This is a genomic window from Bradyrhizobium sp. USDA 4538 (assembly GCF_024171045.1).
In the GTDB taxonomy this organism is placed as follows: domain Bacteria; phylum Pseudomonadota; class Alphaproteobacteria; order Rhizobiales; family Xanthobacteraceae; genus Bradyrhizobium; species Bradyrhizobium australafricanum.
Window position 1 is genome coordinate 1,613,794 of record NZ_JALJZE010000001.1, and the last position, 26,523, is coordinate 1,640,316.

A 26,523-nucleotide genomic window follows, 5' to 3' on the forward strand; every position below is an offset into this window, starting at 1 on the left:
CTCAGGTTTCCTGGTGGCCCATCCCGTACCTTTGCCCTGCTCAGAGACCCCGGCCGAACCGGTCAGCCTGGCCATAGCGGCTTTCCCAGTGCTGCCCCCGGATCCAACACGACGAAGGCTTCAGCACGACCGTGATTTCGAGGCTGGTCACAGGGCTTCAGTACCCGCTGTCTACGCTTCACGAGTGACGTTGCCGTCACCCATGCAAGACTCGCTTCCGGCTGGCGGGCTCCGCCTTTGCCGGGAGGGCGTCGAACCCTCTGGGACACGTTGAAAGGTTTCAGATCACATTCTTCCTCGTTTCCAGGACTTGTCCTGACGCAAGCTGGGTGCACATGCGGCGCAACTTCTACGAACTCGCGACAGCCGGCCCCGCTCCGATCGCAAGCGAGGCGCTCAAACACATTGCCGCATTCTACGCGATCGAGAAGGAGATTCGCGGCCGCAGCGCGGAGGAACGTCGCCTCGTGCGGCAGCAGAAGAGCCGACCACTGGCCGATGCCTTCGAAGTTTGGCTGCGCGCCAAGCTGGCTCTCATCAGCCAGAAGATCAAGCTCGCCGAGGCCATCCGCTACGCCCTCTCGCGCTGGAAAGGCTTAACGCGCTTCATCGATGACGGCCGCATTGAGCTCGACAACAACACCGTCGAACGATCAATCCGCGGTATCAAGCTCAGCCGCAAGAACGCGCTGTTTGCCGGATCCGACGGTGGTGCCGAACACTGGGCTGTCGTCGCCTCTCTTGTCGAGACCTGCAAGCTCAACGACGTCGACCCGCTTGCCTATCTCACCGACGTCCTGGCCAGGATCGTCAACGGGCATCCCAACCGCGACATCGACCAGCTATTGCCCTGGGCCTACCGCGCTCAACCCCTTAAAGCCGTGGCCTGAGAACGACGCTTACGATTTCGTGGCCCAGGTGCGCGATGTGGTCAGCCTCTACGTCTCCCCGCCCCAGCATGCCGTCGTCCTGGGTGTGGACGAGAAGTCCCAAATTCAGGCGCTCGACCGCAGCCAGCCCATGTTGCCCATGCGCCCCGGTCAGCCCGCGCGGCGCAGCCATGACTACACGCGCCACGGCACGGCCTCGCTCTTCGCGGTGCTCGACTAGCGACGGGGCAAGGTCATCGGCAAATGCTTTGCCCGCCACCGCGCCGCCGAATTTCGCAAGTTCCTCGACGAGATCGAGGCTGCCGTCCCGCACGGTCTCGATGTCCATCTCGCCATGGACAACTACGCCACGCACCAGGCCCCGCTGATCCGCAACTGGCTCGCCAAACGGCCGCGCTGGCATGTCCATCTCACGCCGACCAGTTCGTCTTGGCTCAATCAGGCCGAGCGCTTCTTCGCGCTCATCACCGACAAAAAGATCCGGCGCGGCATCTATCGCAGCGTCCAGGCTCTGCGCGCCGACATTATGGACTTCATCAGTTATCACAATGCCGATCCCAAGCCATTCCAATGGACCAAATCCGCCGATGATATCCTCGCTTCCATCGAGCGCTTCTGCCGTTACAATACTCAAGCGCAAGCATCGTAATATCGCGAACTTCTGGTTCAGGACACTGGATCTCGATCCGACGCTCCGTCGAATGTGCGGTCGCGCTCTCCGATGACCCCACCACCGACTCCGAGGGCCCCCCTCGGCCACAACTGCCCTGACAAAGCCAGCGTCGGATTTGGTCCGCGTCGCCGCGAGGGCTCTTCGCCAAGTCACCAATAGAGGAACGCGACAAGTCGTATCACCGGGCTGTCGCCGCAACCAAGCGGCTCGGATAGGTCTCCAAAACAATACGGGCCTTCTCTTCCTCAGACCAACGCCGCCGCCGGCCTGTATCAACCACTTTCAGTCGATTCAACGTACTGATCGTATGGCTGTCCATACGTACAGTTCTCAACCATCAGCCCAGCCCGTCGCAGGGCGTCTGTACTCGGAGGCCTACCAACGATCGACAGGTCAAGAAAGATGTGTTCGCGGCAGACGTCGCATTGGCGCGGTCCTTGTGCCCGGAGGAGCGAGAGCTGAATGCGAAAGGTGTCAGTGGTCGTTAACGTCGCAAATGAGCAAGGTAGCGGCTTGGAAACGTCGTGCCCAAGCACCCATGCTGATCGAACTTATGGGTGGACGCCGAATTCATTGCCGCGTAGCCAGTACGCCGCGGGCTGTCCCGCTGACCTTAAGCTAGGAAAAATAACGCCACGCTGACTTCGGTTTGACCTTCCAAGAACAGTTCTCGGCTGTATTCCAAATCCACATTTGCGCGCAGGAAGCAATCTCTGTCGGTGCCGGCCAACTTGCAAGAGATGGGCGGCAGCCAGGCCTGCCATTATCACCGATCTAACACGTGCGGCCCGAGCCCAGTTATCCCTTAGGAAATGTCGTCCCAATTGGGCACTCCTTCGGAGAAGCCCTTTCTAGGGTTCATGCAGTTAAAGTGTAGGTGTAGTCGGAGTTGTACGTGCTTAGGCACTTGGCATCTATGCCTCCTTGTTTTGGCGAGCCATCCGTCCACGTTGCCTCGGGTTACGATGAATCAACGACCGGATAAAGTGCCACCCTACCGACGAACTGTGCTATCTCGCTGACCAACTTGTATGCGGCGACCGCCGCTTTCAATCAGAAACGTTAGAGTTCTCTCGACCCAGCACTCGTCCATTAACAGCGATTGAGCGTGCCTTGCTTCCAGCGCACCGATCCGAACGGTCGCTCCAGCATACGGCGGGCGCGCACCGGCTCAAGACCGATGTGGAAAGCCCCAGCTCGATGATCCAGCGCGAGCTCCGATTGCGTCCAGCGGCTGCGCTGGCGCAAATAATCGAGCCATGTCGGGCAGTGGTAGCGTTCGATCCACACCTCTGGGTCGGCGATGTCGCGCGCAATGGACCAGCCATAGGCTCCGTTGCGCTGGCGGGAGAGCTGTACGTCCAGCATCACATTATGGAAGGCGCGCGCATTCTCACGCGCGACGCGATATTCGATCTCCACCACCAGCGGCCCGCTGCGGTCGGCGATCGGGAGCCGCACCTCGGGATCAGCCAGCATCTCGGCGGACTCGCCGCGGGCGCCGATGGGCGGCACGGGTAGCCAGAGCCCAAGTAGCGATGAGATTAATATCAGCGCAGCGGAAACTAGCAGCGCCATCTCGACGCCAACAACATCGGTGAGACGGCCCCAGCCCCAGCTGCCGACAGCAATGCCGCCGGAGAGCGCGGCTTGATAAGCAGCAACCGACCGCCCCTCAACCCAACGCGGAGCCGAGAGTTGCACACCAATGTTGAGTATCGTCGACGCTATCGTCCACACGGCACCTGCCGCGACCAGCGCGGCGGCAGTCACGACCGGCTCGCGGCTCAGCGCTACCGCCGCAATCGCCACGCCCATTGAAACCCCGCAGGCGCGAACCGCTGCCTCGCTACTCACGCGCTTGCGCACCTCGGTGATGTTGAGCGCACCAAATACCGCGCCCAAGCCAAAGGCGCTGAGCATAATACCATAGGTTTGGGGGCCTCCCCGCAAGAGATCGCGTGCGACGAGCGGCATGAGAGCGATGAGTGCGCCGCCGATCACGCTGATTACTATGGTGCGGGTCAGCACGATCTTGATCGAGGGCGAATTGGTGATATATCGTACGCCTGAGACAACGGCGCGCCTCAGCTGTTCGCGAGGTAGTCGCGATGGCTCGGCCACACGCTTCCAGAAAAGCAGCGCCATCATCAGCGGCAGGTGGAGCAACGCGCTGAGTGCAAAGGCTCCGATTACGCCCGCAGTCGCAACCACAACACCGCCGATCGCGGGCCCGAAGCTGCGGGCTATATTGAAACTGATGCCATTAAGTGCAACTGCCGCCGGCAGTGCCTCGGCTGGCACCTGCTCGCCGATAGAAGCTTGCCAAGCCGGCCCCATCAATGCCAGACCACTACCCATCACGAAGCAAAGCGCGAGCAACAGGCTCGGCGTGGTAAGACCAAACCAATCGAGAGCAGTTAGAGCCGTCCCGCCGCAAAGCGCGACTGAGAGCGTAACAAGCATCACGGTGCGGCGGTCGTACATGTCAGCTATCGCCCCAGCGAGCATTGAGAGCAGCGCGACCGGTAATGACAAAGCCGTTTGCACCAGTGCGATCTTGTCAGCCGACGACGTCATCTCCGTCATGGCCCACGCAGCACCGACGCTGAGGATTAAGATGCCAAGATTAGACAATACGCTCGCCAGCCATATGACGCGGAAGGAGACAGAGCGGAGGGGCGCGGTGATTCCATCGACATTGGAGCTCTGGTCCTCGGACCGATCAGACACATGGAGTCTCGCCTCGCCTATTGCGGCTAGATTCCTTGCCGCGATCGCTTGATCGTCCGACAAAAGCTGGCTGCTATCAATTGGGAGCTTCGCCCGACCGGGGGGATGCTGCTGCCTTTCGCCCTTTGATAGCGAGTACCAAGCATCCCACGCATTGCGTACAAATTTAATCAACATAGTAGCGCTATTGCTTTGGACCGTGTTCATTGAGGTCACGGACGGTGCACCTCTGGCTCAGCCATGGTTTCGATCTCGAAATTACTGCTGTCGTGCAGATGAGCAGGGAATTGAATTGCGGCCGCTTGAGGCAAGGCTGCTAACTCTCAGCCGCTCGTCAGATGAGTGTCCAAGCTCAACTGGCAACAGCACCACAGAGTACAGCAGCGAGAGCGCTGATTTTTAGCGTTCTATGTGAGCGAGCGAGGAAAAAGCGCGCCGCGCCGACATCGACATCAGACTTTGGTCAGTCCTCAGGCGAATCCTGAATTGGCATGGCAAACCCCACCTTTACGCGGTCCACTACGACCATTGTCTTGAAGCCCCTGATATTTGGATTTTCATAGAAAAATCGTCGAGTGAACTGCTCATAATCGTCCATGGTTCGCGCGGTAAGATATAGGACAAAGTCGGCGTCGCCGGTGACGTAGAATCCACTGACGACCTCAGCAGACGATTTGATGGCCTTCTTGAATCGATCAATTATGTCGGCTCGCTCCCGCTCCAGGCTCACTAGTACAAGCATCTGAAGAGGTCTTCCCACCGCTCTGGGCGAAACGATCGAGACATCCGCCTCGATGATGCCTTCCGAACGTAGGCGTTTGAGGCGTCGTTGACATGCGGTAGCAGAAAGTCCCACCATTTCGCCGATTACCTCAGACGTTAGACGGTTGTTCTTTTGCACGATCTCAAGGATGCGGACGTCCGCTCGATCATACTGCTGCATAGTTAGCTCCAAGTGAATTGCCGCGCCAAGTGCCCGTGCGATGCAGGAAATCTTCCAAACGACAGGAGATGCGACGCAAATGTATTTGCGACATTAGTATCCTGAATGCGTGGGTCTTTCAACAAAGGGTTGCACGCAGTTTGAGAAGGTCTTTTAAGATGATCGACAGCTAATTCAGGTAACTTCGTTCGGAGGGAACTCAAATAGCTGCCCGCGTCAACATGACGGAGGACCGCTGATCGCCAAAGCCGAGCATTCAGCAAAGGTAGTCGCCAAGACGGCAATCTCGCTCCTGATTCGAAACTGAGTTTTGCTGCTTGGTGACTTTAACCAATGTCCGGGGCGATCCGTACAACGCATGAGCCGGGTTGCATACGGCATGGTTCAGCGCCCTGAAGTTTGCCGGCGCGTTGGGCAGATGAATTGCCAGAGCTTTTTCGTTAGGACTCGAAGCGAGTCTCTGTCTTGAGCCAAACATGTCTGTTTTACGAAATCTTGCAGCTTGCGAGACTGAAGCACAATGATCATCAATTTAGAAATAGTGAAAAAGGACAGAGGCGGCATCCTATACCCTTTCAAGCAGCTCAGGGATTTTGCGGCTCGCAAGGTTGGTGAGCGACGACTATCGAAACTGGTGAAGCCATACGAGGCCAGTTATGCGCAAGCCAAAGATCTGATCGATGGCCTCGCTGGCATGTACTGCCTCAACGTTGATCTATGGGCGTACTGAAGTCCCTGAAGCACTCTTGCGACAGGCTCCAAGAAACACAAAAGGAGACGTGATCAATGGCAAACAAGGTCAAGCAAGTCTGGGCATCGCGCAAGGCGGTAGTGAACGCGTGGCTCGCGATCCCCTCGGGATTCTCGGCCGAAGTGATCGCGCAATGCGGCTTCGACAGCGTCACCGTCGACATGCAGCACGGTGTGCAGGATTATCAATCGATGGTGCAGTGCTTCCAGTCGATGCACGCCCATCCGGTCACTCCGATGGTCCGCGTACCCTGGAATGAGCCCGGCATCATCGGCAAGGTGCTGGACGGCGGCGCCTATGGCGTGATCTGCCCGATGGTCAACACGCCGCAGGAAGCCAAGAACCTCGTCTCCTACGCCAAATATCCGCCGAAGGGCGTGCGCTCCAACGGCCCGATCCGCGCCGGCATGTACGGCTCGGCTGGTACCTATCAGCAGACCGCCAACGACGAGATTGTGCTGCTGCCGATGATGGAGACCAAGACCGCGGTCGAGAACATGGAAGCGATCCTCGATGTCGAAGGCATCGATGGCGTCTATATCGGCCCGTCCGATCTCGGCTTCTCCTACGGCCTGGTGCCGAAGCTCGATCGCGATGAGCCGGAGATCCTCAAGATCTACGAGAAGATCATCAAAGAGTGCGGCAAACGCGGCCTCAACCCGGGCATCCACTGCTCGGGCGCCGAAGGCGCGGTGCGCGCGATCCACATGGGCTTCAAGCTCGTGACGCTGTCGAACGAGGTCGGCCTGATGCAGGTCTACGCCAAGATGCAGGTCAACGCGACCCGCGAGAAGTCCGGCGGTGTAACATGATCCCAGCCCTCGCCAGACTATTCGCGGGTCGAGATCAGCGAAGCTGGCTCTTAGAGGCGCGGGACAAGGGCACTGTTGTGCGAGAATCGTACGATGGGAGGTGAACCACCACAATACGACGGAGTTGCATTTGGACAGTGGCGACTTCCTCGATCGCCTTCAGTCTGTCGGCCTTAATGAAGAGACCCGATCACGCTTGACGAGGTCATCGCCGATGGTACGAACATTGATGCTGATGTGGCCTGGTTCGGGAAGCCACTACCAACCACCTTTCGCACGCTCGACATCGATGCTGTCCAAATCCAGATCCCGCCGCGAGGGACCGCGCTCAAGGACATAATTTAGGGAACTTCCCGACGCGATTTATCTGTTCTGCTGCGCCAGGCAAGCTTTAAGGCTCTCTAACGGGAATTGGTGCTCGCAGGCAATAGCTCGTGCTGATGGCCTCCCACACGGGGCGACCCTGTAAGATCGAGCCGGGCAGGATAACCTAACCCGCAAAGGACGATCGCTTACGACCCCTGCTAGCCTACGTCCGCACGCACGGTTTGGTCTGCCTTGGTCGAGGCGCTTACCCGCTACATAGCCTGTGTACGGGCGCCGCTTATCGCTGCAGTCGAACAAGCTGGAGTATAGGGCATCGGCTTCTGAACTGAGGCCGTTCTGCGATCCCGTGCACATTCTCGCCTAGTATCCTGAACAAGAATCACGATGCTTGTGCTTGAGTATTGTAACGGCAGAAGCGCTCGAAGCGAGGATATCATCGGCGGATTTGGTCCATTGGAATGGCTTGGGATCGGCATTGTGATGACTGATGAAGTCCATAATGTCGGCGCGCAGAGCTCGGGACGCTGCGATAGATGCCGCGCCGGATCTTTTTGTCGGTGATGAGCGCGAAGAAGCGCTCGACCTGATTGAGCCAAGACGAACCGGTCGGCGTGAGATGGACATGCCAGCGCGGCCGTTTGGCGAGCCAGTTGTGGATCAGCGGGGCCTGGTGCGTGGCGTAGTTGTCCATGACGAGATGGACATCGAGACCGTGCGGGACGGCAGCCTCGATCTCGTCGAGGAACTTGCGAAATTCGGCGGCGCGGTGGCGGGCAAAGCATTTGCCGATGACCTTGCCCCGTCGCTAGTCGAGCACCGCGAAGAGCGAGGCCGTGCCGTGGTGCGTGTAGTCATGGCTGCGCCGCGCGGGGCTGACCGGGGCGCATGGGCAACATGGGCTGGCTGCGGTCGAGCGCCTGAATTTGGGACTTCTCGTCCACACCCAGGACGACGGCATGCTGGGGCGGGGAGACGTAGAGGCTGACCACATCGCGCACCTTGGCCACGAAATCCGGGTCGGTCGAGAGCTTGAACGTCTCCATCCGATGAGGCTGCAAACCGAAGGCTCGCCAGATGCGCTGCACGCTTGAGACCGACAGGCCGCTTCCTTCGCCATGCCGCGCGAGCTCCAGTGGGTAGATCCTTTGCCGGGATAGCGTTTTAGGCGTGGTCGCTCATTGCATCGAGGTCGCAGGATACCCTACATTTTGCAGAATTGCTTCAATCCGCAAGCTTTTTTCGCCGTCTTTATGCATTGAGACGCTTTACAGTCAGTAATCGTTCGCCGCTTGAGGCGGCGCACGAGCGAGCTCCAGTCATATTCGCCTGAGCTGGTGTGCGCTCCGAGGGGCGAGGCTCCCCCAGTACACACGTCGGTAAACGACCGCGGCAAAGTTAGGCAAGAGCATGCTTCGTTTGGCTGCCAACATTTCGCTCCTGTTCAAGGAGCTACCCTTCCTAGATCGCTTTTCCGCCGCTGCGGAGGCGGGGTTCAAACTGGTCGAGTGCCATTGCCCTTACGAGAACTCGATCGAAGTTCTGCAAGAGCGACTGAGCCAAGCCGGTCTTTCCATGGTCATGCTCAATGCGGCGTCCAGAAATCAATACTCGGGTGACTTCGGAGTTGGCGCCGTGCCGGGGCGCGAGCGGGACTTCGAGGTGGCCTTCGATCAGGCGCTGCTCTACACGTCCTCGCTTGGCGCGACGCTGATCCATTGCATGGCGGGAAAGGTGGCGGTGTCAGCGAATGCTCACCGCACTTTCGTCCACAACCTGCGGCGAAGCGCCGATAAGGCGGCGGAGAAAGGCGTAACGCTAGTCATTGAACCCCTCAGCACCCGCTTGGCGCCCAGCTACTTCCTGACGCGCTCGCAGCAGGCGGCAGACCTGATCAGCGAGGTTGAGCGCCCAAATGTGGGGCTGCTGTTCGACATTTTTCACTTGCAGATTATGGAGGGCGACATCATCACTCGGCTTAAGAAGCTCAAGCCGATCATCCGCCATGTGCAGATTGCTGCCGTACCCTCGCGCGCCGAGCCAGACGAAGGGGAGATCAACTACCGCGCCGTGTTCGATGCACTGGAGCATATCGGTTATGATGGCGTGGTCGGTTGCGAATACTTGCCGCGCGGCGGCACCCGAGAAGGGCTCATGTGGCGGAAGAAACTTGATATCGATCCCCGCTCGGTTGCCGGATATCCATAGCGACACGAAACGCGCGGGACCCACAGAAAGACAGCTCCTGCGCCACCTTCACGATGTTTTTTACGCCTACACTACTAAAAAGGTCGGATTAGCTGCACTAGCCCGACGTTATACCGCCTTCTCAGAAAGCTGCTTAGTTGGCTTAATTCGCGTCGTGCTGTACCGGCCATCAACGCTGACTGGCACGTCGCCATTGATTGCAGCTCGACGAACGACGCGATGCTGGTCGCCGTAATCGTTGGCGGCATAGTGTTGCGTCGCGCGATTGTCCCAGATCGCGACATCGCCCTCCTTCCAATTCCAGCGAACTGTATTTTCCGGCGCGATAATATGTGACTGGAACACATCGATCAGCTTTTGGGCGTCATACCTTGGGATATCAACAAAGCGCCGCACCAAATAGCCGAGCACCAGCGTCCGCTCGCCGGTCTCCGGGTGTACCCGTACGACGGGATGCTCAGTCTCATAAACCTTTGTGGTGTAGACCTCGTCGCGATATCTCTTGTCGGCCTCGCTTGGCCGGAGCATTTCGAAGTAGTCGTAGTCGTTGCTGTGAACGGCCCAGAGCTCGTCAGCAAGTCGTTGTAGCGGCACAGGCAGGTCAAGATAGGCGGTCGCGGTGTTTGACCAGACCGTATCGCCGCCCGATGATGGGATCACAACTCCGCGCAACACCATGATCTTGGGATATGCATCGACGTACGTTGTATCGGTGTGCCACATGTCGGCCCGGTGAGCGCCACGAGCTGAATCAAACTCTAGGACCGATGCCGTTCCTTCGATGACGGGCATCGTCGGATGCCGCACAAGGTTTCCCAAACGACGGGCAAAGCACTCCTGCTCGGCGTCGTCGAGGTGACTCTGGTTCCTGAAGAAAATGACCTTGCGCTCGAGTAGCAGGCTATTGATTGCAGCGATCGTTCTGTCGGGCAGATCGCCCGACAGCCTGATGTTCCTGACTTCGGCGCCGATGCGTGCTGCCCGTTTAACGATGTCGGCACGGGGAATGACATTATTGATCATGGCGAGAACTCCAAGTTTAAGTTTACCGGGCCATCCCCAGCAATCACCGTGCCAATCGTAAATAATGGACATCAAACGGTTCAACTACCGAATTAAGTAAGTTGTGCTGTTGCAACATAACGTCTATTCCAACGTATCGTATGCACCTCCGGTACGCCGTACTCAACGACCGGCCCATCGACTATTGGAACTACTAAGCCCGACCTCCTGCTTGAGTTCCTGATAATTGCGTTCGATGCGTGGCCTCGGCCGGTGTCTTTGACGGTGCATTCTTGTCAATCGAAGATGCGCTATTGGACAGGTTTTTTGCACGGCTACGCGACGAAGCAGCTCGCCAAAAAATGCTAAATGGTCAAGAGAGTCGAGAACACTAGAGCGGTTCACGAATTTACTGAATCTGGAGTGATTCCGGTTCAGCAGCGAATATGATTCAAGATGCTGGCTGGATTGGAGGCCAGCATCGATGGTCAGACCCCTTTCCAACGATCTGCGGAAGCGGGTTGTCGCGGCGGTATCGAAGGGTGAGAGTTGCCGCTCGGCGTTTTGGCGTTGCCGTCTCCTCGGTGGTGAAGTGATCGCAGTGTTATCGGGCGACCGGTTCTGTCAAGCCAGATAGATTCCATGGGGCGGTGAGCGTGGCCTTTCCGATAGGTTTGGGTTTGTACACTCGAACCATCGGAGAAGTCAGATGCAAGCATCGACCACAGGCACGCCCACCGCCAGCCATTGTGGTACAATTTTTGTTGCGATCGAACTCAGTCAGAAGACGTGGCTTGTGACGCTGCACAGCCCGGGCTGGGATCGGATGTCGCGCCACAAGCTGCAAGGAGGCGATCACGCCGAACTGCTGGCTTTGATCGAACGGAGCCGCGCCCGGGTGGCGGAGAAGCTCGGATCGGTGCCGCGTGTGGTGAGCTGCTATGAAGCCGGCTATGACGGCTTTTGGCTGCACCGGCTGCTGGAGGCGGCCGGGATTTTGAACTTCCTGTTCGACCCCGCGAGCATTGCGGTGGAGCAGCGGGCACGGCGAGCAAAGACGGACCGGATCGACGGCGAGCTATTGCTGCGCACCCTGATGACCTATTTGCGGGGTGAGCCGCGGGTGGTCCGGATCGTGCGGGTGCCGCGCGTGGAAGCGGAGGATGCCCGGCGCGCCAGCCGCGAACGCGACCGGCTGGTCACCGAGCAGACCGCCCACAGCAACCGGATCAAGGCGTTGCTGCGTCTTCGGGGGATGGCGGTCGGCAATCCGCGGCGGCGCGACTGGCTGGCCTGGCGAGCGGCAGCGCGACTGGAAGGGCGAGGCGCTGCCGCCACATCTTCTGGCCGAGATCAAGCGCGAGCACGCCCGGCTGATGCTGGTGTGTGAGCAACTCGCGGCGCTGGAGCAGACCCGGGCTGCGGACACTTCTCCGGCGGTTCCGACGCCGATGGTCGAGCGACGGGATCAATTGCAGCGGCTCAAGGCGCTCGGCCCGGCGTTCACGGCAACGCTGGTGAACGAGCTGTTCAACAAGGACTTCCGCAACCGCCGCGAGGTCGCCAGCTATTGCGGCTTGACGCCCAGTCCCTGGAAGAGCGGCGGCACCGATCGCGAGCAAGGCATCAGCAAGGCCGGCAATCAGCGCGCCCGCCACAAGGCGATCGAACCTGGCCTGGCTCTGGCTTCGCCACCAGGGCGACAGCGCGCTCAGTCGCTGGTTTCGCACCCGCACCGCCGACGCCGGCAAGCGCGCCAAACGCATCGCCATCGTCGCGCTGGCGCGCAAGCTGATCGTGGCATTGTGGCGCTACCTCACCACCGGCCTCGTTCCCGAGCAGGCAATGATCAAGGATAAAACCAACCACGTCCACCACGCGCCGCGGCTCCGCCGCGCTCCGTGCGGGATGGATGATGACCGTGCCATCCTAGGGCTTCAACCGCCGTTTCGTAGATGGGTCTCATCCTCGCTAAGCTTCCTCGCCGCAAGCATGCGGAAGGTGGGTACGGATCAAACAATCCGACCGGATATGAGGTGATGCAGTGAACTGCAGCAATCTTCGGAAGCCAATCCCTGTTCGTTGCCCGGTCGTCGCGCTGCGCTACGCATGGCTCCGCGCGCCACCCTCTTGCCGTCAACCCCCAACCCGGACTTCTCGAAGAGGCTTGACTCACAAATCCCCATATGAGGATGGGCAGGCAGCGCAAGTTTGTGTTGGATCCGCATGGCGACTTCATTAAGGAGCGGATCAGGCAGACCCCGCATTTGACGCTGCACGCGCTGAAGGACGAACTAGCGGCATGTGGCGTCGCCGTGTCGCACATTGCGGTGTGGCTGTTCATGCGCCGCGAGGGCTGCGGTTCAAAAAACGCTGTTCGCTCTTGAACGAGGCCGCGTTGATGTGGCCCGGCGGCGGCGGCGTTGGCGATCGTGGCAGGCCGGCCTTGATCCACAGCGTCTGGTCTTCATCGATGAGACCTGGATCAAGACCAACATGGCTCCGCTGCGCGGATGGGCACCGATAGGAGCTCGCCCTTCGCACCACATGGCCACTGGCGCACGATGACCTTCCTCGGCGCACTGCGTTACGATCGCCTCGCGGCCCCCCTGCCTGTTCGACGGACCGATCAAGGCGAATGCTTCCGCGCCTATATCCGAGCGCTCGTGCGGGAAAGCGAGCTGGGAAAAACTCTTCGCCTGTGAAGAACTGCAAGTACCGGTCGTGGACCCGGCGCTCACATACTTCCCCCCTCATCGAACAGCCCGTAACGTGCTTGAGCAACAATAGCCCGATCATGAAGCGGGTCTCGATCCCTAACCTGCCGCTCTGTAGAGAGGGGCGCTCTCCCCGTCGATCCAGTGCCAATCGATCTTGTCGGCAAGCAGAACCAGCTCGTGTTGATGATCTGGTCCAGCTGTGCCCGGAACAGATCGTTCGATCTCGTCGCCTTGTGCTTCTTTCGCATCGTCCTTCCGATGCTCCACAGAAGCATGGCTCAAAGCGAAAGGGAATCCACGGAACGAATTTGCAAGGTTTGCAGCGATCAAAGCCTCAAATCCCTATGATCTCAAACGCTCCCAATTCCCAAAACAGACTCCCGCTGAATTGCTTAGAGGTAGTTCACGGGCGACGATATAGGCTGCTTCAACGACGTTTGCCTCTGTACCATGCCCATTTGCGCGGTCACCCCTATTCGGTGTCTTCACCGCACGCGGTGTCAGCCGATTGTCCGATATCGAAGGCGACAAGCAATCGAAGAAAAGTTCAAGCGCTTATGCGATTGGCTGTTTTCATAAGTTCCACACCTCAGAAGGCAAGCTCTATCTCTACGTTGCAATCGATCGCACCGGCAATTTCGCTCTCGTGCAGCTGGTCAAGAAGACGGGAACGACAGCAGCCTCCGCCTTCCTCTAAGCTAGACCAATGGCCAAGTTGGTGCACGAACGGCACGATCAACGAAGCGACTGTCCAAGGCTACGAGGATCGACACGATCAGCCCAAACTTAGCTTGCTGACTTCGCCACAGCTTACCACCACGCTCGGCGGCAGACGACGCTAACGGGTCTCAACTCTACGAATATTCTGCAAATGCTGGACTTCCTAGTCAGAACGATTCAGACTTGACTCGCTCCAGCAAATGCCGCGACTAAACACGTAGTGTTTGTTAGATTTTGCTTGGCTGGTCAGTCTGACGAAGGCTTCTCCCTTTTGCGGGCTCCACCTACGAGATCATCGCCATTCCGATGATGTCCTCCCTCCCCAAATGCGCAATCTCGGCGTCAGAAAGCCCGAGAACCCCTGACAGGATCTGTCCGTTATGTTGTCCCAACGTCGGCGCCGGTGTGCGGAGCGCATAAGATTCGGCGCCCTCGCGGATTGGCATCGAGGGCTGCGGATGCAAGCCAACGAAAGCGCGTTCTACTTCCTGCAGAAACGCTCGCGACCTGAGATGGCGATCATTGAGCAGGTCAATTGGCAGGCGGGCTACGCCACCTGCAACCCCCGCGGCCTGCAACTCGGACATCGCCTCATCCGCATCGCGGGTAAGCGTCCAGGCTTCGATGCCACTTTCGATCTCGTCCTCTACGTCGCGGCGCCCGTTAGCAAATTTCAGCGATTCGTTCGCAGCCCAGTCCGGCCGCCCGATGAGGACGGCGAGCCTCTGCCACATGTCCTCGTCGGTCACGGCAACCAGGATCCAGTTGTCCTCACCCGCACAGCGGAAGCAGCCGTGCGGCACGAACTGCGGATGTCGATTACCGTATCTAACTGGCGGCGTACTGCAGATCGAATTGACAACGATCCACGGCGCAGCAAACGGCATCATGCATTCGATCTGCGCCAGGTCAATGAACTGCCCCTGCCCGGTAGCGCGGGCATGAATCAGCGCGACCAAAACTGCTGCGCAGCCGTTCAATCCGCCCACGGCGTCCCCAAATGCGATGTGGCTCATCACAGGTGTCTGGCCGGGGTTTCCGACCACGCTCGGCAACCCTGAGGCCTGTTCTAGGGTCGAGCCGTAGGCCCGGCAATTGCGATGCACGCTGTTCGTGCCAAAGGCTGACATTGACATCATGATGAGTCGAGGATTAATCGTCCTGAGCACATCGTAGCCGAGGCCAAGCTTCGGCAACACATCGACCGAATAGTTGTCGACAACAATATCGGCTTCCGCCAAAAGTCGTTTGGCAAGATCTAGACCTTGCGTGCGTTTCAAGTCGAGTGTGATGCCATACTTGTTGCGGTTCATCATGCAGAAGCGTATCGCTTTCTCGTACATCCGGCCGGCCACGAAACCAGCGGGCCGGTTAAGGCCGCGCCACCAATCTGGGTACTGGATCGCCTCGACCTTGATGACCTCGGCACCGAGATCAGCGAGCATGCGAGTGCACAGCGGACCCGCCCATCCCATCGAGAAATCGATGACGCGAATTCCTTGTAATGGCAACCCGCCGGCATCGACACTGCAAGACGACGCCGACGCAGCGCCAGTCTGGCGTCTTCGGCTGTTTGCGAAAGCCTGCTGCTCGCCAGGAGCCGGTACCCTTCCGCCCCGGTGCGGCGGCGTCAATGTCAACCGCTGCATGGATCCTGCCGTCAAGCCCACTTCTTCGCCAAGCAGGACGGGCACGATTGCGCCACGCTCCTTCTTTTCCGCATCCTGGAGCAGATCGGATATTTCGGGTACCGGGACGATTGGGATCTTGCGCTTTAGCCCTTCTGCAAACCACTGCTGCGCCGTCCGCGTCTTCAGCCTCGGGATAAACTGTCGCTCGATCCGCTCCATGTGTTGCAAACGATCTTCGTTGAGGATCAAAGCTGGATCATCACGCAATTCGAGCAGGTCGAGCATATCGCAGAAGGCGCGCCATTGTGCCGGCGCGACGGTAGTAACGCCGAGCCAACCTTTCTTGGTTGGATAAATGCCGATGGGGAAGTTCGGCCAGAAGCGGTTAATCCCAATCCGCCGCATCACGTCGCCGTGCTGAAACGCCTCGAACATGAGATACTCGCTGAGCGCGAGGCAGGCTTCAAATATGCTGAGTGACCACGACCGTCCTACCCGCGCTCGCGCAACCACCGAAGCGGCTGTGGCGATGAAGCCCCATAGTCCGGCAATAATGCCCGTCTGGAAATCCGGTGAGTACGATGGTGGGCCCTCGACCGGACCAGCTAGCTTGATGAGGCCAGCGAGCGCGCGGATCGTCGAATCGGTCGCAGCGAATCCCGCATAGGGCCCCGAGCGGCCAAACCAACTCGCTTCGAGGTAGACCAATCCGGAGTGCCGTTGCCGGATTGCACTAATATCAACGGACGGGCAATCGGCAGGATCAACGTCCCGTCCATCGACCAGAATGTCGCACGTCTCGATCAGTGCCGTCAGCCGTCGGACCGCATCGGCTCCGTCGCCGTCTATGACGATGCTTGATTTGTTGAAGTTTAGGAACGCGAACCAGGCACTCTGATCACCGGGCGTAAGTGGCGCGCTGCGCCGAAGTGGATCTCCAGTTGGTGGCTCGACTTTCTGAACGTCGGCGCCAAAATCGGCGAACAGGCGCGCGCAATAGCTGGTTGCGGCCGAGCTACCGATCTCGACGACCCGCAGATGCGAAAAAACTCCCATCGAAGACTCCATTCTTCTAATCAGTGGCTGTCCTTGCGCCGACACTCAACTAGTCCCGAACAGTTCTCGTCATGGGTATCGGCCGCTGTGCGATCACTTCCGCAAGTCTCAGACCGCAGTTAAGGTCGACACTGTTGCATTTGACTCTCAGTGTTGCATTTGACTCTCAGTGCTGATCTCCCCCGAGAATACGCCGCGAACGCACGGGTAAGTTAGCGCGCGGGCGCCGCTTGGCGACGTCGGACCGCACTGGACTAGAGAAATCTGGCGAGCAACTGTTTTCGGCGGCCTGTTCAGATAAACTAGATCATTGGTTACTTGGTCAACAGCTACCAAATCAGAGAGACCAGCGGGCGCAAGCATCGTCCGCAGCAGGAACGCCGGTGCATGCAGTCCATCCTATTCGGCTGCGCCGCACCATTAATTGACCCGTAGCGCGATGATCGATCGGAGGCAATGGTAATCCCTGTGGAGGATTGAGCGTCAGGTCGGGATGAGGTCGGGCGATCGGGCAGAACGGGACTTTGGACAATAGAAGCCAGTCATCTGGAACGTAAGCTTGTCACATTAGTGATGGGCTCGATTCTCTGTAGAGGAGAGCGCTTGTGGCGAATGCAGGTGGTAGAGGGCGGCTGATCGAGCCGTTGGTGCTGAGTCCGCGAGAGCGAGCATATTTTGAGGGGCAAGTTCGTCGTCATCGTGTAGCTCGGTCGCTATCTGAGCGGTGCCGTGCGATCTTGCGGTTTGCAGATGGCTTGCCAAGCAAGTCTGTGGCTGCCGAACTCCGCATCCATGACACACCCTTGGTAAGTGGCGCCGCCGATTCTTGAAGGATCATTGTGATGGTCTGCTTGACGAAGCTTGCCCTGGCCGCCCTCGAACCATCAACAACGATCAGGTTGCTGAGGTAATCGAGCGGACATTGCGTACGACGCCACCCGACGCGACGCACTGGTCGATCCGCTCGATGGCTGCGGAAACTGGCTTTTCTCACATCACGATCCGCCAGATGTGGACGGTGTTCGGCTTGCAGCCGCACCGTAGCGAAAGCCTCAAGCTGTCGAGCGATCCGCTGTTCGTCGATAAGGTGCGCGATATCGTAGGCCTTTACCTATCCCACCGAACCAGGCGCTTGTTCTCAGCATCGATGAGAAAAGCCGGATTCAGGCTCTCGATCGCGAGCAACCGGTCTTGCCAATGATGCCCGGTGTACCGGAACGTCGTACGCACAGCTACGTGGCATGGTACGACCAAGTCGTTTGCTGCACTCGATGTCGCTTTGGGGTTTATCATTGGCAAATGCTACAAGCGCCAAGGATTTTTTTCCGGCAAGCCTTCCGGCGGGTCAAGGAAGCACGCCGGCCGAGCAGCGGACCTGGCGTGACGGGTTCTACGCGGTCATCCAAGCGATGACGATCTCCCCTGCGGCAAGGCGAGCCGACGATCGAATGGATGTGCGTGCCGGCTAGCGTTAGCCGGTTAGCCGGGCCGGCTATTACCGGCATTGGGCAGCACCGCGCCGAAGCGACGAGCATGCGGGACGCGATCCAGCGGCTGGCGCTTGCTTATAGGCATTACGGCTATCGCCGGATCTCCGCGCAATTGCGCCGTGAGGGCTTTGCGGTGAACCACAAACGCGTGCTGCGGCCGGTGCGAGAAGATAATCTGCTGTCCTGCGGCAGCGGCCGTTTGTGCCCGTGACAACGGACTCGCGCCACCCGTGGCGGGTGATGTCGAACCTGGCCCGCGGCATGGTGCCTGATGGGGTGGACATCACCTACATCCGTCTGCAGGAGGAGTCCGCCTATCTCGCCATTGTGCTCGATGCCTTCAGTCGACGCGTGGTCGGCTGGGCCTTGGAGACGCACCCGGAGGCGCGTCTGGCGGTCGCCGCGCTCTCGATGGCGCTGGCGGCGCGCTAACCGAGGCCCGGTAGCCTGATCCACCACTCCGACCGCGGCATCCAATACGCCTGCAGCGACTACACCGAGCTCCTCCAGCAGCACTACATTACTCCCAGCATGAGCCGGGTCGGCAATCCCTACGACAATGCCAAAGCGGAGAGCTTCAAAGACCCTCAAGCAAGAGGAGGTCAACGGCCCAGCCTACCGAGATGCGCAGCATGCCAGAAATGCGATCGCCTTCATCGAGGAGGTGTACAATCGCCAGCGACTGCACTCGGCCCGGGCTTACAGCCGCCCGCCGAGTTCGAAGCAAATTTACCGCGATGCGGGGCTGCTGCGCTGCAGCCCCGCATCGCCGCCCTAACCCATCAACCCGCTCTGCCGCCTCTAGCGGCAGGCACCTGTCCCTGACAACCGATGCGAGTTTGCTAGGGACTGACGAATATTGACACCACAGCTCGGTTGAAATGTTTGCAGACGCGAGAGGCTCCCTCCCGCGACGGCACGGATTTACATCGTGGCTCGTCCTCACGCTTCGGCCACCGCGAGCGCAATTCAATGTGGACGCGATCGCGAGAGACGTTTGTGCTCACATGAAGGGTCAATGTCGCTCGCGCACAGAGCCCTCCTGGGCGACGGATGCCACCAGCGTGCCGTCGGATTTGAAGATCATTCCCCGCGTAAAACCACGGCCACGCTGTGCGCTCGGCGAATCGTGCGCGTAAAGCAGCCATTCGTCGGCGCGGAACGGGCGGTGAAACCACATTGCATGATCGAGGCTTGCGGTCATGATCTTCTTGTCGAACGGCGGGTGGCCATAGCGTGCCGTTACCGCATCCAGCAGAGAGCAATCGGAGGCATAGGCCAGCGCGCACATATGCAGCGCCGGATCATTGGGCAGCTTCGCAGCGATCTTGATCCAGATGTGAATGCGGCCGTCGTCGATTCTCTGACCAACATATCGGCCGACCTCGACCGGGCGCAACTCGATCGCATAGTAGCAACGGATGAATTCCGGCGTTTCGAAGGACGTCGGCGGCTTGGGCACCTCCATCGTGAGTTTTTCCGGCGGTGGCACATGGGTCATCTTGTCCTGGTGGTCGAGGGCGCCCTCTTCCTCGGCATGGAACGACACCATGACGGAGAAGATCGCATTGCCATGCTGGATCGCGCTGACTCGCCGTGTCGAATAGCTCTTGCCGTCGCGTAGCCGTTCGACTTGGTAGATGATCGGCACCTGTGGGTTGCCAGGCTGGATAAAACAGCCATGCAGCGAATGCGGCAGCCGGCCTTCCACTGTTCGAGATGCCGCGACCATCGCCTGCCCGATCACTTGGCCGCCGAATACACGTAGCGAACTGGTATTCGGGCTGTTGCCGCGAAACAGGTTCACTTCGATAGTTTCGAGGTCAAGGATGGCGAGTAGATCGATCAAGCTTTTGGACATTGACGTGCTTCTGGTTTTTCGGCCTCATTCCTGGGTATGGCACAGTCACGAACCCGAACGTTTCGATATTCCGGGATTAGCCTTAGCGGGCCCGGAATGGCGATATCGCCCCTTTGAGTCTTTGTTTCGTCGATCTTTCGCCGCTGCGGTCGCAGCCAAGCTCCAGTTGGTGGACGGCACTCAACAATGCTGCTGTGTCTTGCACGAAAACGAATCCTCAGCTGACTCCTTGCTCGGGACTCCAATCGTCATTTCGTGACGATCCTTTATCCTCAGCAACTAGCGTGCCATACGAATGCTATGCGAGCCTTGCTCGATGCGATACCAATCCTCCTGCTTCAGGTCGCGCCAAACCAGACGCTGCTGAGCCGCACATGAAAGGACAATGGTATCGCCCCCAACATTTGGCGACGGCGGGTTCTTCAGTGTCATCGCACTTGTGCTCACATGAAGGGTCAACGTCGCTCGCGCACAGAGCCCTCCTGGGCGACGGATGCCACCAGCGTGCCGTCGGATTTGAAGATCATTCCCCGCGTAAAACCACGGCCACGCTGTGCGCTCGGCGAATCGTGCGCGTAAAGCAGCCATTCGTCGGCGCGGAACGGGCGGTGAAACCACATTGCATGATCGAGGCTTGCCGATATCATGCGCCCGTCGAACAGCGTGCCGCCATAGCGTGCCATCACCACATCGAGCAACGAGAAATCCGACGCATAGGCCAGCGCGCACATATGCAGCGCCGGATCATTGGGCAACTTCGCAGCGGTCTTGATCCAGATGTGGATGCGGCCGTCATCGATTCTCTGACCAACATATCGGCCGACCTCGACCGGGCGCAACTCGATCGGCCGATCGGATTCGTAATAGCGGTGGATGATTTCCGGCATCTTGGGAAACTCTGGGTGCTTGGATAACGCCTCCATCGTGAGTTTTTCCGGCGGTGGCACATGGGTCATCTTGTCCTGGTGGTCGAGGGCGCCCTCTTCCTCGGCATGGAACGACACCATGACGGAGAAGATCGCATTGCCATGCTGGATCGCGCTGACTCGCCGTGTCGAATAGCTCTTGCCGTCGCGTAACCGTTCGACTTGGTAGATGATCGGCACCTGTGGGTTGCTGGGCTGGATAAAACAGCCATGCAGCGAATGCGGCAGCCGGCCTTCCACTGTTCGAGATGCCGCGACCATCGCCTGCCCGATCACTTGGCCGCCGAATACACGTAGCGAACTGGTATTCGGGCTGTTGCCGCGAAACAGGTTCACTTCGATAGTTTCGAGGTCAAGGATGGCGAGTAGATCGATCAAGCTTTTGGACATTGACGTGCTTCTGGTTTTTCGGCCTCATTCCTGGGTATGGCACAGTCACGAACCCGAACGTTTCGATATTCCGGGATTAGCCTTAGCGGGCCCGGAATGGCGATATCGCCCCTTTGAGTCTTTGTTTCGTCGATCTTTCGCCGCTGCGGTCGCAGCCAAGCTCCAGTTGGTGGACGGCACTCAACAATGCTGCTGTGTCTTGCACGAAAACGAATCCTCAGCTGACTCCTTGCTCGGGACTCCAATCGTCATTTCGTGACGATCCTTTATCCTCAGCAACTAGCGTGCCATACGAATGCTATGCGAGCCTTGCTCGATGCGATACCAATCCTCCTGCTTCAGGTCGCGCCAAACCAGACGCTGCTGAGCACGAGACCACACGCGTTCGTGATCCTTGTGCCGCGCAGTTTGCGCGCAACATGTCGCGTTGCAGGATCATTTGGTGAGTCCGGTGCTGCGAATTGACATCGCCCCGTCCTGCGCAACGTAGCGTTCGCAAGACGCTGGCCGACCGGACTGTCGTTTGGCAATGGCCATCGACTTTTGCTGTAGAGTTCGAGCCTCCGGTTCCGTGACATCCCCTTGCTGGTTTGACCGGGTCCGAGATCAAGTTGTTAGTGCAAACGCACCTATCGTCAGCATGTGATAGATAGAAAGCATTTATGTCCGGAGTCCGACACTGACAAGTCGTACTTCCAGCAACGCTTGCGCGTGACGCCTACGGCATCAAGAGCCGATTTGCCGGGTCTATAACCATAGGAATCCGCCAGAAAGATTGCGTCGAGAGCCGGTTCAATGAGTTGTTTGGCACTCAGGTATTCGGCGCGGCACAAACCACGTGGTTTGCGTCTTCGGGTCATTTCCATGCGGCCAAGGAGTTCAACTGTTCCTTGCGCACGATCCACAGAACCCACTCCGAGAATCGAACGATCTTCAGCGAATTGCTTCGCCCGTCCGTTGTCGCCTGTCGGTCGTCCCATGAATAAGGAACTCACCTGCAAGAGGCGGTTGATTTGCAGGATTATTCTACTTCTTCGGGCTCTTCGAAGCCCCCTTCTGTTTCGTACCAAGGGCCTATCACTGCAAGATCGACGATAAACCTAGCGTTTAATGGCAGATTTAGATTTGAGGCAGTATCCTCCATCAGCGAGATCGGGCACTCTTGAGGGTGCGGCGCTCGAGCAGCACGGCCAAATTCGACAAACCGACCTCCAAAAAGCAACGCATGGCCTTAAACGTCGAAAGCGCCTAATCGGTCGGATGAGCCATCGACACCACACCGGTATTGTCCCGGAAAATGTGCACTCAGTTGGTCACGGCATCGTTCCACGGAAGTTCTACATGATGATGCCATCTTGCCACTATAAGGTTGTTCGGGCGGAGCGGACATGGAGAAGCTTCAGCTTAGCACGCTCTGTCCGTTTTTGGCGACAGTAACTTTGCGCTGGTGAACCTTCGAACGAAATCGAACTGCCGTCCTTCCAGAGATCGACCGTAATGGTCTCACCAGGGAAGACCGGAGCAGAAAAGCGGGCGCGATGACGACGGTAGGCAGAGGATCGTAGTCAGCATACGTCTGCAACACGGCCCTGCAGGTCAGTCCATAGGTGCACATGCCGTGGAGTATGGGTTTGGAGAAACCGGCGCGACGAGCGAATTCCGGATCGCTATGCAACGGATTTCGATCACCGGGGATGTCCCGATCGGTGTTGAACTACGTCGGGCCGACGCTGCCGGAATGAATGTTACGCGGCCCTCGTGACGTGGGCAACGGGCTTGATCGTCATGCGATCGTAGTGAGCTTGAAGGGCCGCACGCAGAACCGACAATTGCTTATGCGCCTTCAATCGTCGAAAGCCCTTGTTGGCCTCGATCATGCCGGCCGCGACCCATCGCAAGGCCATACCGGCATCCCGCCAGCGTTTGACGTTGCGCGTGACGCGGCGAATGGTGCCCATCATGTTCTCGGCGATGTTGGTACAGGCGAGCGATCGACGAAGTTCCTTCGGCAGCTTCAACCGGACGACAGTCAGGATTTCGTCGAGGCCTTCGAGGATGCTGGCCGCGACGCCGGGCCATTGCTGGTCGAGTCGACGCGCGAGATTGCGGATCAATTTTTCAGCCTTGTCGGCGTCATCGAGCTCCCAGGCCTGGCGCAGCACTCGACGGGTGGCCGCATGATGCTGTTTCGGCAGGCGTTCCATGATGTTGCGCGCCTTGTGGATCTGGCAGCGCTGGATCGCAGCGGCCGAACCGAAGGTGCGGCGGATCGCCTTCGACAACGCTTTCGCGCCGTCGGCGATGAACAGCCTTGGCACCGTCGGGGCGAGCCCGCGCGAGACCAGGTTGTCCAGCAGGGCCTGAACCGTTGCGGCATTCTCGGTCGCCCCTTCCACCAGAGCCAGCGGATGCTTGTTGCCTTCGCCGTCAACCCCGATCGCGGCGACCAGCACGAGATCGTCGCCGAGATGCAGCCCGTCGATTTGGACCACCAGAAGGTCGAGCGCGGACAGATCGGTAGCCATGAAGTCGGCCAGCCGCGCCGCCGACAGCGCTACGAACCTCCGCGAGGCCGCCGACTTCGAAACCCCCGATCCGGGCGGTGCCGGCACGTCACCCTCGGGCAGCCGGACAGCGCGGCCGAACCGGCGCGTCGACACATTGATCAGCATCAGGTTCATCGCCCAGCGACCGAGCCAATCCTCCTGCGCCGCCGTTTCCCAGCTCGGGATCGTGACCTCGCGGCCGTCCACGCCCCGGACCCGCGGACGCTCGACCTCGATCTTGCCGCCGTGGAAACCGATTCGTCCCCGCGTTCGGCCCCAACGGTGCGCCCGCCGCGCCGCGTCGCGACCGTGGCGCGGCCCGCAGGCCGCCGTGACATCCGCCTCCATCATCGTGCCGAGCGCCTCGATCCCTGCCGCAAGGCAGAACCGATCGAAGCTCGCTCGCACTTCCGCAAACGCGTCGTCCACAGCCCCGATCGCCGGCCAACCAGCCGGTGTGATATCTCTCGTCATGGCGTTGCTCTCCTTTGTGGAATCAGCACCCCGAGCCTACCGGCTCAAGGTGGGCAACGCCGACCTCTTCAGAAATTCAACAGAACCCGGGACATCCCCCGATCACCCGACAAACGGTAGATTAGCGCTTGGTCGGACTGGACCGGAATATCGACTGAGCTGTCAGGCGTTCGGCGGGGCATCCGGTGCAGCTCGGGCATTCCTTTCGATGGTCCACCAAAACCACCATCGCCTCTTGCAAAGAGAGAAGAAAGTATCGTGGCGATCTTATCACCGTCGCAATCCTTGACGACGATTTCGTTCTGAATTATCGCGCCTTTCGCTTTGCCCTTGTCGTACACGCGTGTCCGCGGTAACGCTGGCAGCGACAGGCATCGGTTTGTGAAACGTGATGTCGCGCTCGCCATCAACGAGCATGACGCGGTTGAGATTGATGACTCCAGGTCGCGCCCCCCATACATAGACCGAAGCAAAGGTCCGAACCACCTTCAGCGGCTTGGGTTTTGCAAATGCCTCGTTGACAAATTGCAGCTCTCTTTCGTTCAGAGGATCGGCCCCCATCCCGATGCCAAGCGCATATAGCATTACCTCGCGATTACTCCACGAATAAGGAACGGCTTCGGTTTTGAGCTTGAGCACCGTTGGATAGTCAATTGACATCGCGTCTTTCATTGCCGCTATAGCCGGATTATTGGGACTAAGTCCGATGTCTATATGTTTGCTCCTATAGCTTTGCTCGATCATGGCACCATGTTAAGCTCCAAATGCCAAACGTGGCGCGACTTTACGCACGAGTTTGACGGTAAGAACCGGCACACTAGTTCAAGAGAAGGAGCACACCTGCTTACAGATCTACGCGGACTTGATCCACAATCGGAGTAGTTGCGCCTCAAGCAAAGGTCGCGCCAGCGCCATTGACGCACATTAAGCGCCCGAGTGCCCACTGAGGCCTGTGATATTAAGATTTAACTCGGGCGACGCCTCACATCGAGTCGGCGTCCACCACGAAGACATGACCTGACAGCCGCATGCCAACATCCGACACAAGGAAGAGGATCATGGCGGCGATGTCGTTCGGTCGCACCGACGTGCCCATAGACGATGCCGCGAGCAAACGGGCGCGGACCTCTTCCGACTTGACTGCCTTCTGCGCCGCTGTCTCGGCGATCACGCGCTCCATACGATCGCCCTCGACGAAGCCGGGGCAGATGACGTTGACGCGGATCTTGGAGGGGCCCAACTCCTTCGCGAGGCTTTTGGTGAGGCCGATGACACCCCATTTCGAGGCATTGTAGGGCGAACGCCGCGCGTTTCCTTCTAGCCCTGCGGTCGAGGAGATGTTGACGATCGCCCCGCCGCCCGCCTTCCGCATAAGAGGGGCGGCTAGACGGGCGAGCAGGAAGTGGCTCGTCAGGTTGACCGCCAGCGTGCGGTTCCATGCCTCTAGTGACATGGATTCGGCGAGTCCGATGGGACCTGCAATACCCGCATTGTTGATGAGAATGTCGAGCCCCCCGAGCCGCTCGACCGCACCGGCGAAGAACTGCTCCGTATCGGCCGCATGGGCAAGATCACAAGAGACCGCGCCAATCGCGGGATGACATCGTCTCATTTCTGCAATCTTCGCCTCATCCACGCCGCACACTTCCACCCGAGCCCCCGTTCCCGCCAACGTCTCGGCAATAACGCGCCCGATGCCGGACGTCGCTGCGGAGACGATGGCTCGGCGGCCAGCAAGGGAGAGGGAAACAAACATGATGCTACTCCAAGTTACATTAGGTTCGGCGGAATCAGCTACTTTAAGTTGCACACCCCCGTTGTGAAGTTCTGCTCCTCGGGAAGGATTAGAAGCTTCCACACCAAAGCCGCTGGATCTTTGGATGATGCGCATCGAAGGTAAAAGACAGAATCTGAGCTGACCGAACCAGCCTGCGTGGCGGCGGCTTGCAAGTGTCCGTTCTGAGATCTCCCGAGACTCGAGCCCCGTTTCCCGGGCACGTTTTGTGGCGTCCGTCGCTTGCCGCCCGAGAGATCGCGCTGCGCCAATCGTAGCCAGGATAGGCCCCAGGAAGCGCTGCCGAACTGGAGCCGGCGACGCCCCGGCGGCGATTTCCGAGACCTTGGCCTGCCGGTCCAGCATGCGTGTGACGGAGTCGACCGTTGAGCAAGCGCGCCATCATCACGGGGAGATCGATCGTCGGAACGGGTCTCTCAATCGCACGGTGGCGGACGGCGGGTGCCCACGTAGGACGATGCGGTGCACACATTTTCGGTCAGGCCAGCATGATCGAGACTTCGTGTTCGAGAGCTTGATGATTTCGTTTTCGGCGGCGCCGTTCATCATATAGTCGAAGAACGTAGGAGACGTGCAAT

16 protein-coding genes and 9 pseudogenes are annotated in these 26,523 nt (G+C 59.0%); 13 read left to right on the forward strand and 12 right to left on the reverse strand.

Translation table 11 applies throughout. The features are described from left to right. Positions 1 to 326 precede the first annotated feature (326 nt). Both J2R78_RS06960 and J2R78_RS06965 read left to right on the forward strand, forming a co-directional pair. A pseudogene (locus J2R78_RS06960) lies at positions 327 to 890 on the forward strand (IS66 family transposase); the annotation flags it as partial. A 16-nt stretch (positions 891 to 906) separates the two neighbouring features. Next, positions 907 to 1,539, forward strand: a pseudogene (locus tag J2R78_RS06965) (IS630 family transposase); the annotation flags it as partial. Positions 1,540 to 2,655: 1,116 nt separating this feature from the next. On the opposite strand, the gene J2R78_RS06970 reads toward J2R78_RS06965, so the two are convergent. Further along, a complete protein-coding gene (locus J2R78_RS06970) occupies positions 2,656 to 4,296 on the reverse strand; it encodes an MFS transporter (RefSeq protein ID WP_253603564.1) in 1,641 nt (546 codons plus the stop codon). Between the two features lie 463 nt (positions 4,297 to 4,759). After that, on the reverse strand, positions 4,760 to 5,239 hold the full coding sequence (locus tag J2R78_RS06975) for an Lrp/AsnC family transcriptional regulator (protein WP_253603566.1): 480 nt from the start codon (positions 5,237 to 5,239) through the stop codon (positions 4,760 to 4,762). 520 nt (positions 5,240 to 5,759) lie between these two features. Here J2R78_RS06975 and J2R78_RS06980 point away from each other — a divergent pair. Beyond that, positions 5,760 to 5,969 (forward strand): hypothetical protein, encoded by a 210-nt coding sequence (locus J2R78_RS06980; RefSeq protein ID WP_253603568.1) that lies wholly within the window; start codon positions 5,760 to 5,762, stop codon positions 5,967 to 5,969. A gap of 56 nt (positions 5,970 to 6,025) precedes the next feature. Beyond that, positions 6,026 to 6,802: an HpcH/HpaI aldolase/citrate lyase family protein gene (locus tag J2R78_RS06985; protein ID WP_253603570.1), complete on the forward strand. Its 777-nt coding sequence runs from the start codon at positions 6,026 to 6,028 to the stop codon at positions 6,800 to 6,802. Between the two features lie 687 nt (positions 6,803 to 7,489). Here J2R78_RS06985 and J2R78_RS06990 read toward each other — a convergent pair. Continuing rightward, positions 7,490 to 8,270, reverse strand: a pseudogene (locus J2R78_RS06990) (IS630 family transposase); the annotation flags it as partial. Positions 8,271 to 8,536: 266 nt separating this feature from the next. Here J2R78_RS06990 and J2R78_RS06995 point away from each other — a divergent pair. Next, positions 8,537 to 9,334 (forward strand): hydroxypyruvate isomerase family protein, encoded by a 798-nt coding sequence (locus J2R78_RS06995; RefSeq protein ID WP_253603572.1) that lies wholly within the window; start codon positions 8,537 to 8,539, stop codon positions 9,332 to 9,334. A 108-nt stretch (positions 9,335 to 9,442) separates the two neighbouring features. Here J2R78_RS06995 and J2R78_RS07000 read toward each other — a convergent pair whose 3' ends face one another. Beyond that, entirely contained in the window at positions 9,443 to 10,357 is a 915-nt protein-coding gene (locus tag J2R78_RS07000; RefSeq protein WP_253603574.1) for a TauD/TfdA family dioxygenase, read from the reverse strand. Between the two features lie 463 nt (positions 10,358 to 10,820). Here J2R78_RS07000 and J2R78_RS07005 point away from each other — a divergent pair. The 4 genes and pseudogenes from J2R78_RS07005 to J2R78_RS07015 all read left to right on the forward strand — a co-directional run. Continuing rightward, a pseudogene (locus J2R78_RS07005) lies at positions 10,821 to 10,929 on the forward strand (IS630 family transposase); the annotation flags it as partial. Between the two features lie 116 nt (positions 10,930 to 11,045). Continuing rightward, positions 11,046 to 11,726, forward strand: a complete 681-nt coding sequence (locus tag J2R78_RS45175; RefSeq protein ID WP_375166991.1) for a transposase — start codon at positions 11,046 to 11,048, stop codon at positions 11,724 to 11,726. Further along, complete coding sequence (locus tag J2R78_RS45180; RefSeq protein ID WP_375166992.1) at positions 11,719 to 12,195, forward strand: transposase; 477 nt, start codon at positions 11,719 to 11,721, stop codon at positions 12,193 to 12,195. The genes J2R78_RS45175 and J2R78_RS45180 overlap by 8 nt, the downstream gene beginning before the upstream one ends. Positions 12,196 to 12,525: 330 nt before the next feature. Then, positions 12,526 to 12,996: pseudogene (locus J2R78_RS07015) on the forward strand (transposase); the annotation flags it as partial. Here the strand turns inward: J2R78_RS07015 and J2R78_RS07020 are convergent. After that, positions 12,988 to 13,304 (reverse strand): annotated as a pseudogene (locus J2R78_RS07020) (IS5/IS1182 family transposase); the annotation flags it as partial. The pseudogenes J2R78_RS07015 and J2R78_RS07020 overlap by 9 nt on opposite strands. Positions 13,305 to 13,564: 260 nt before the next feature. Here J2R78_RS07020 and J2R78_RS07025 point away from each other — a divergent pair. Then, the gene (locus J2R78_RS07025) at positions 13,565 to 13,753 is read left to right on the forward strand and encodes a hypothetical protein (protein ID WP_253603577.1); all 189 of its coding nucleotides are present in this window, start codon (positions 13,565 to 13,567) and stop codon (positions 13,751 to 13,753) included. 307 nt (positions 13,754 to 14,060) lie between these two features. Here J2R78_RS07025 and J2R78_RS07030 read toward each other — a convergent pair whose 3' ends face one another. Further along, positions 14,061 to 16,463, reverse strand: a complete 2,403-nt coding sequence (locus J2R78_RS07030; RefSeq protein WP_253603579.1) for a CaiB/BaiF CoA-transferase family protein — start codon at positions 16,461 to 16,463, stop codon at positions 14,061 to 14,063. Between the two features lie 605 nt (positions 16,464 to 17,068). On the opposite strand from J2R78_RS07030, the pseudogene J2R78_RS07035 reads away from it, so the two are divergent. The 3 genes and pseudogenes from J2R78_RS07035 to J2R78_RS07045 form a co-directional block, all read left to right on the forward strand. Further along, positions 17,069 to 17,775 (forward strand): annotated as a pseudogene (locus J2R78_RS07035) (IS630 family transposase); the annotation flags it as partial. A 233-nt stretch (positions 17,776 to 18,008) separates the two neighbouring features. After that, a pseudogene (locus J2R78_RS07040) lies at positions 18,009 to 18,131 on the forward strand (IS3 family transposase); the annotation flags it as partial. 62 nt (positions 18,132 to 18,193) lie between these two features. Beyond that, on the forward strand, positions 18,194 to 18,385 hold the full coding sequence (locus J2R78_RS07045) for a DDE-type integrase/transposase/recombinase (protein WP_253603581.1): 192 nt from the start codon (positions 18,194 to 18,196) through the stop codon (positions 18,383 to 18,385). Between the two features lie 583 nt (positions 18,386 to 18,968). Here J2R78_RS07045 and J2R78_RS07050 read toward each other — a convergent pair. The 6 genes and pseudogenes from J2R78_RS07050 to J2R78_RS07075 form a co-directional block, all read right to left on the reverse strand. After that, positions 18,969 to 19,814 carry an acyl-CoA thioesterase II gene (locus J2R78_RS07050; RefSeq protein WP_253603583.1) on the reverse strand — a complete coding sequence of 282 codons (846 nt, stop codon included), beginning with the start codon at positions 19,812 to 19,814 and terminating at the stop codon, positions 18,969 to 18,971. 455 nt (positions 19,815 to 20,269) lie between these two features. Continuing rightward, positions 20,270 to 21,130, reverse strand: a complete 861-nt coding sequence (locus tag J2R78_RS07055) for an acyl-CoA thioesterase II (protein ID WP_253603585.1) — start codon at positions 21,128 to 21,130, stop codon at positions 20,270 to 20,272. A 1,399-nt stretch (positions 21,131 to 22,529) separates the two neighbouring features. Further along, the gene (locus J2R78_RS07060) at positions 22,530 to 22,826 is read right to left on the reverse strand and encodes a MaoC/PaaZ C-terminal domain-containing protein (RefSeq protein WP_375167107.1); all 297 of its coding nucleotides are present in this window, start codon (positions 22,824 to 22,826) and stop codon (positions 22,530 to 22,532) included. Positions 22,827 to 22,875: 49 nt separating this feature from the next. Further along, positions 22,876 to 24,150, reverse strand: a complete 1,275-nt coding sequence (locus J2R78_RS07065) for an IS256 family transposase (RefSeq protein WP_253603587.1) — start codon at positions 24,148 to 24,150, stop codon at positions 22,876 to 22,878. A 98-nt stretch (positions 24,151 to 24,248) separates the two neighbouring features. Continuing rightward, positions 24,249 to 24,810 (reverse strand): annotated as a pseudogene (locus J2R78_RS07070) (3-alpha,7-alpha,12-alpha-trihydroxy-5-beta-cholest-24-enoyl-CoA hydratase); the annotation flags it as partial. Between the two features lie 322 nt (positions 24,811 to 25,132). Beyond that, positions 25,133 to 25,906 (reverse strand): SDR family oxidoreductase, encoded by a 774-nt coding sequence (locus tag J2R78_RS07075; RefSeq protein ID WP_253603589.1) that lies wholly within the window; start codon positions 25,904 to 25,906, stop codon positions 25,133 to 25,135. Positions 25,907 to 26,523 lie beyond the last annotated feature (617 nt).

Excerpts from the sequence above, each read along its gene's own strand:
- J2R78_RS07050 (WP_253603583.1), bottom strand. The coding sequence starts at position 19,814 with ATGTCCAAAAGCTTGATCGATCTACTCGCCATCCTTGACCTCGAAACT.
- J2R78_RS07075 (WP_253603589.1), bottom strand. The coding sequence starts at position 25,906 with ATGTTTGTTTCCCTCTCCCTTGCTGGCCGCCGAGCCATCGTCTCCGCA.
- J2R78_RS07055 (WP_253603585.1), bottom strand. The coding sequence starts at position 21,130 with ATGTCCAAAAGCTTGATCGATCTACTCGCCATCCTTGACCTCGAAACT.
- J2R78_RS07000 (WP_253603574.1), bottom strand. The coding sequence starts at position 10,357 with ATGATCAATAATGTCATTCCCCGTGCCGACATCGTTAAACGGGCAGCA.
- J2R78_RS07065 (WP_253603587.1), bottom strand. The coding sequence starts at position 24,150 with ATGACGAGAGATATCACACCGGCTGGTTGGCCGGCGATCGGGGCTGTG.
- J2R78_RS06985 (WP_253603570.1), top strand. The coding sequence starts at position 6,026 with ATGGCAAACAAGGTCAAGCAAGTCTGGGCATCGCGCAAGGCGGTAGTG.
- J2R78_RS06980 (WP_253603568.1), top strand. The coding sequence starts at position 5,760 with ATGATCATCAATTTAGAAATAGTGAAAAAGGACAGAGGCGGCATCCTA.
- J2R78_RS06975 (WP_253603566.1), bottom strand. The coding sequence starts at position 5,239 with ATGCAGCAGTATGATCGAGCGGACGTCCGCATCCTTGAGATCGTGCAA.
- J2R78_RS07030 (WP_253603579.1), bottom strand. The coding sequence starts at position 16,463 with ATGGGAGTTTTTTCGCATCTGCGGGTCGTCGAGATCGGTAGCTCGGCC.
- J2R78_RS45175 (WP_375166991.1), top strand. The coding sequence starts at position 11,046 with ATGCAAGCATCGACCACAGGCACGCCCACCGCCAGCCATTGTGGTACA.
- J2R78_RS06995 (WP_253603572.1), top strand. The coding sequence starts at position 8,537 with ATGCTTCGTTTGGCTGCCAACATTTCGCTCCTGTTCAAGGAGCTACCC.
- J2R78_RS07045 (WP_253603581.1), top strand. The coding sequence starts at position 18,194 with ATGTCGAACCTGGCCCGCGGCATGGTGCCTGATGGGGTGGACATCACC.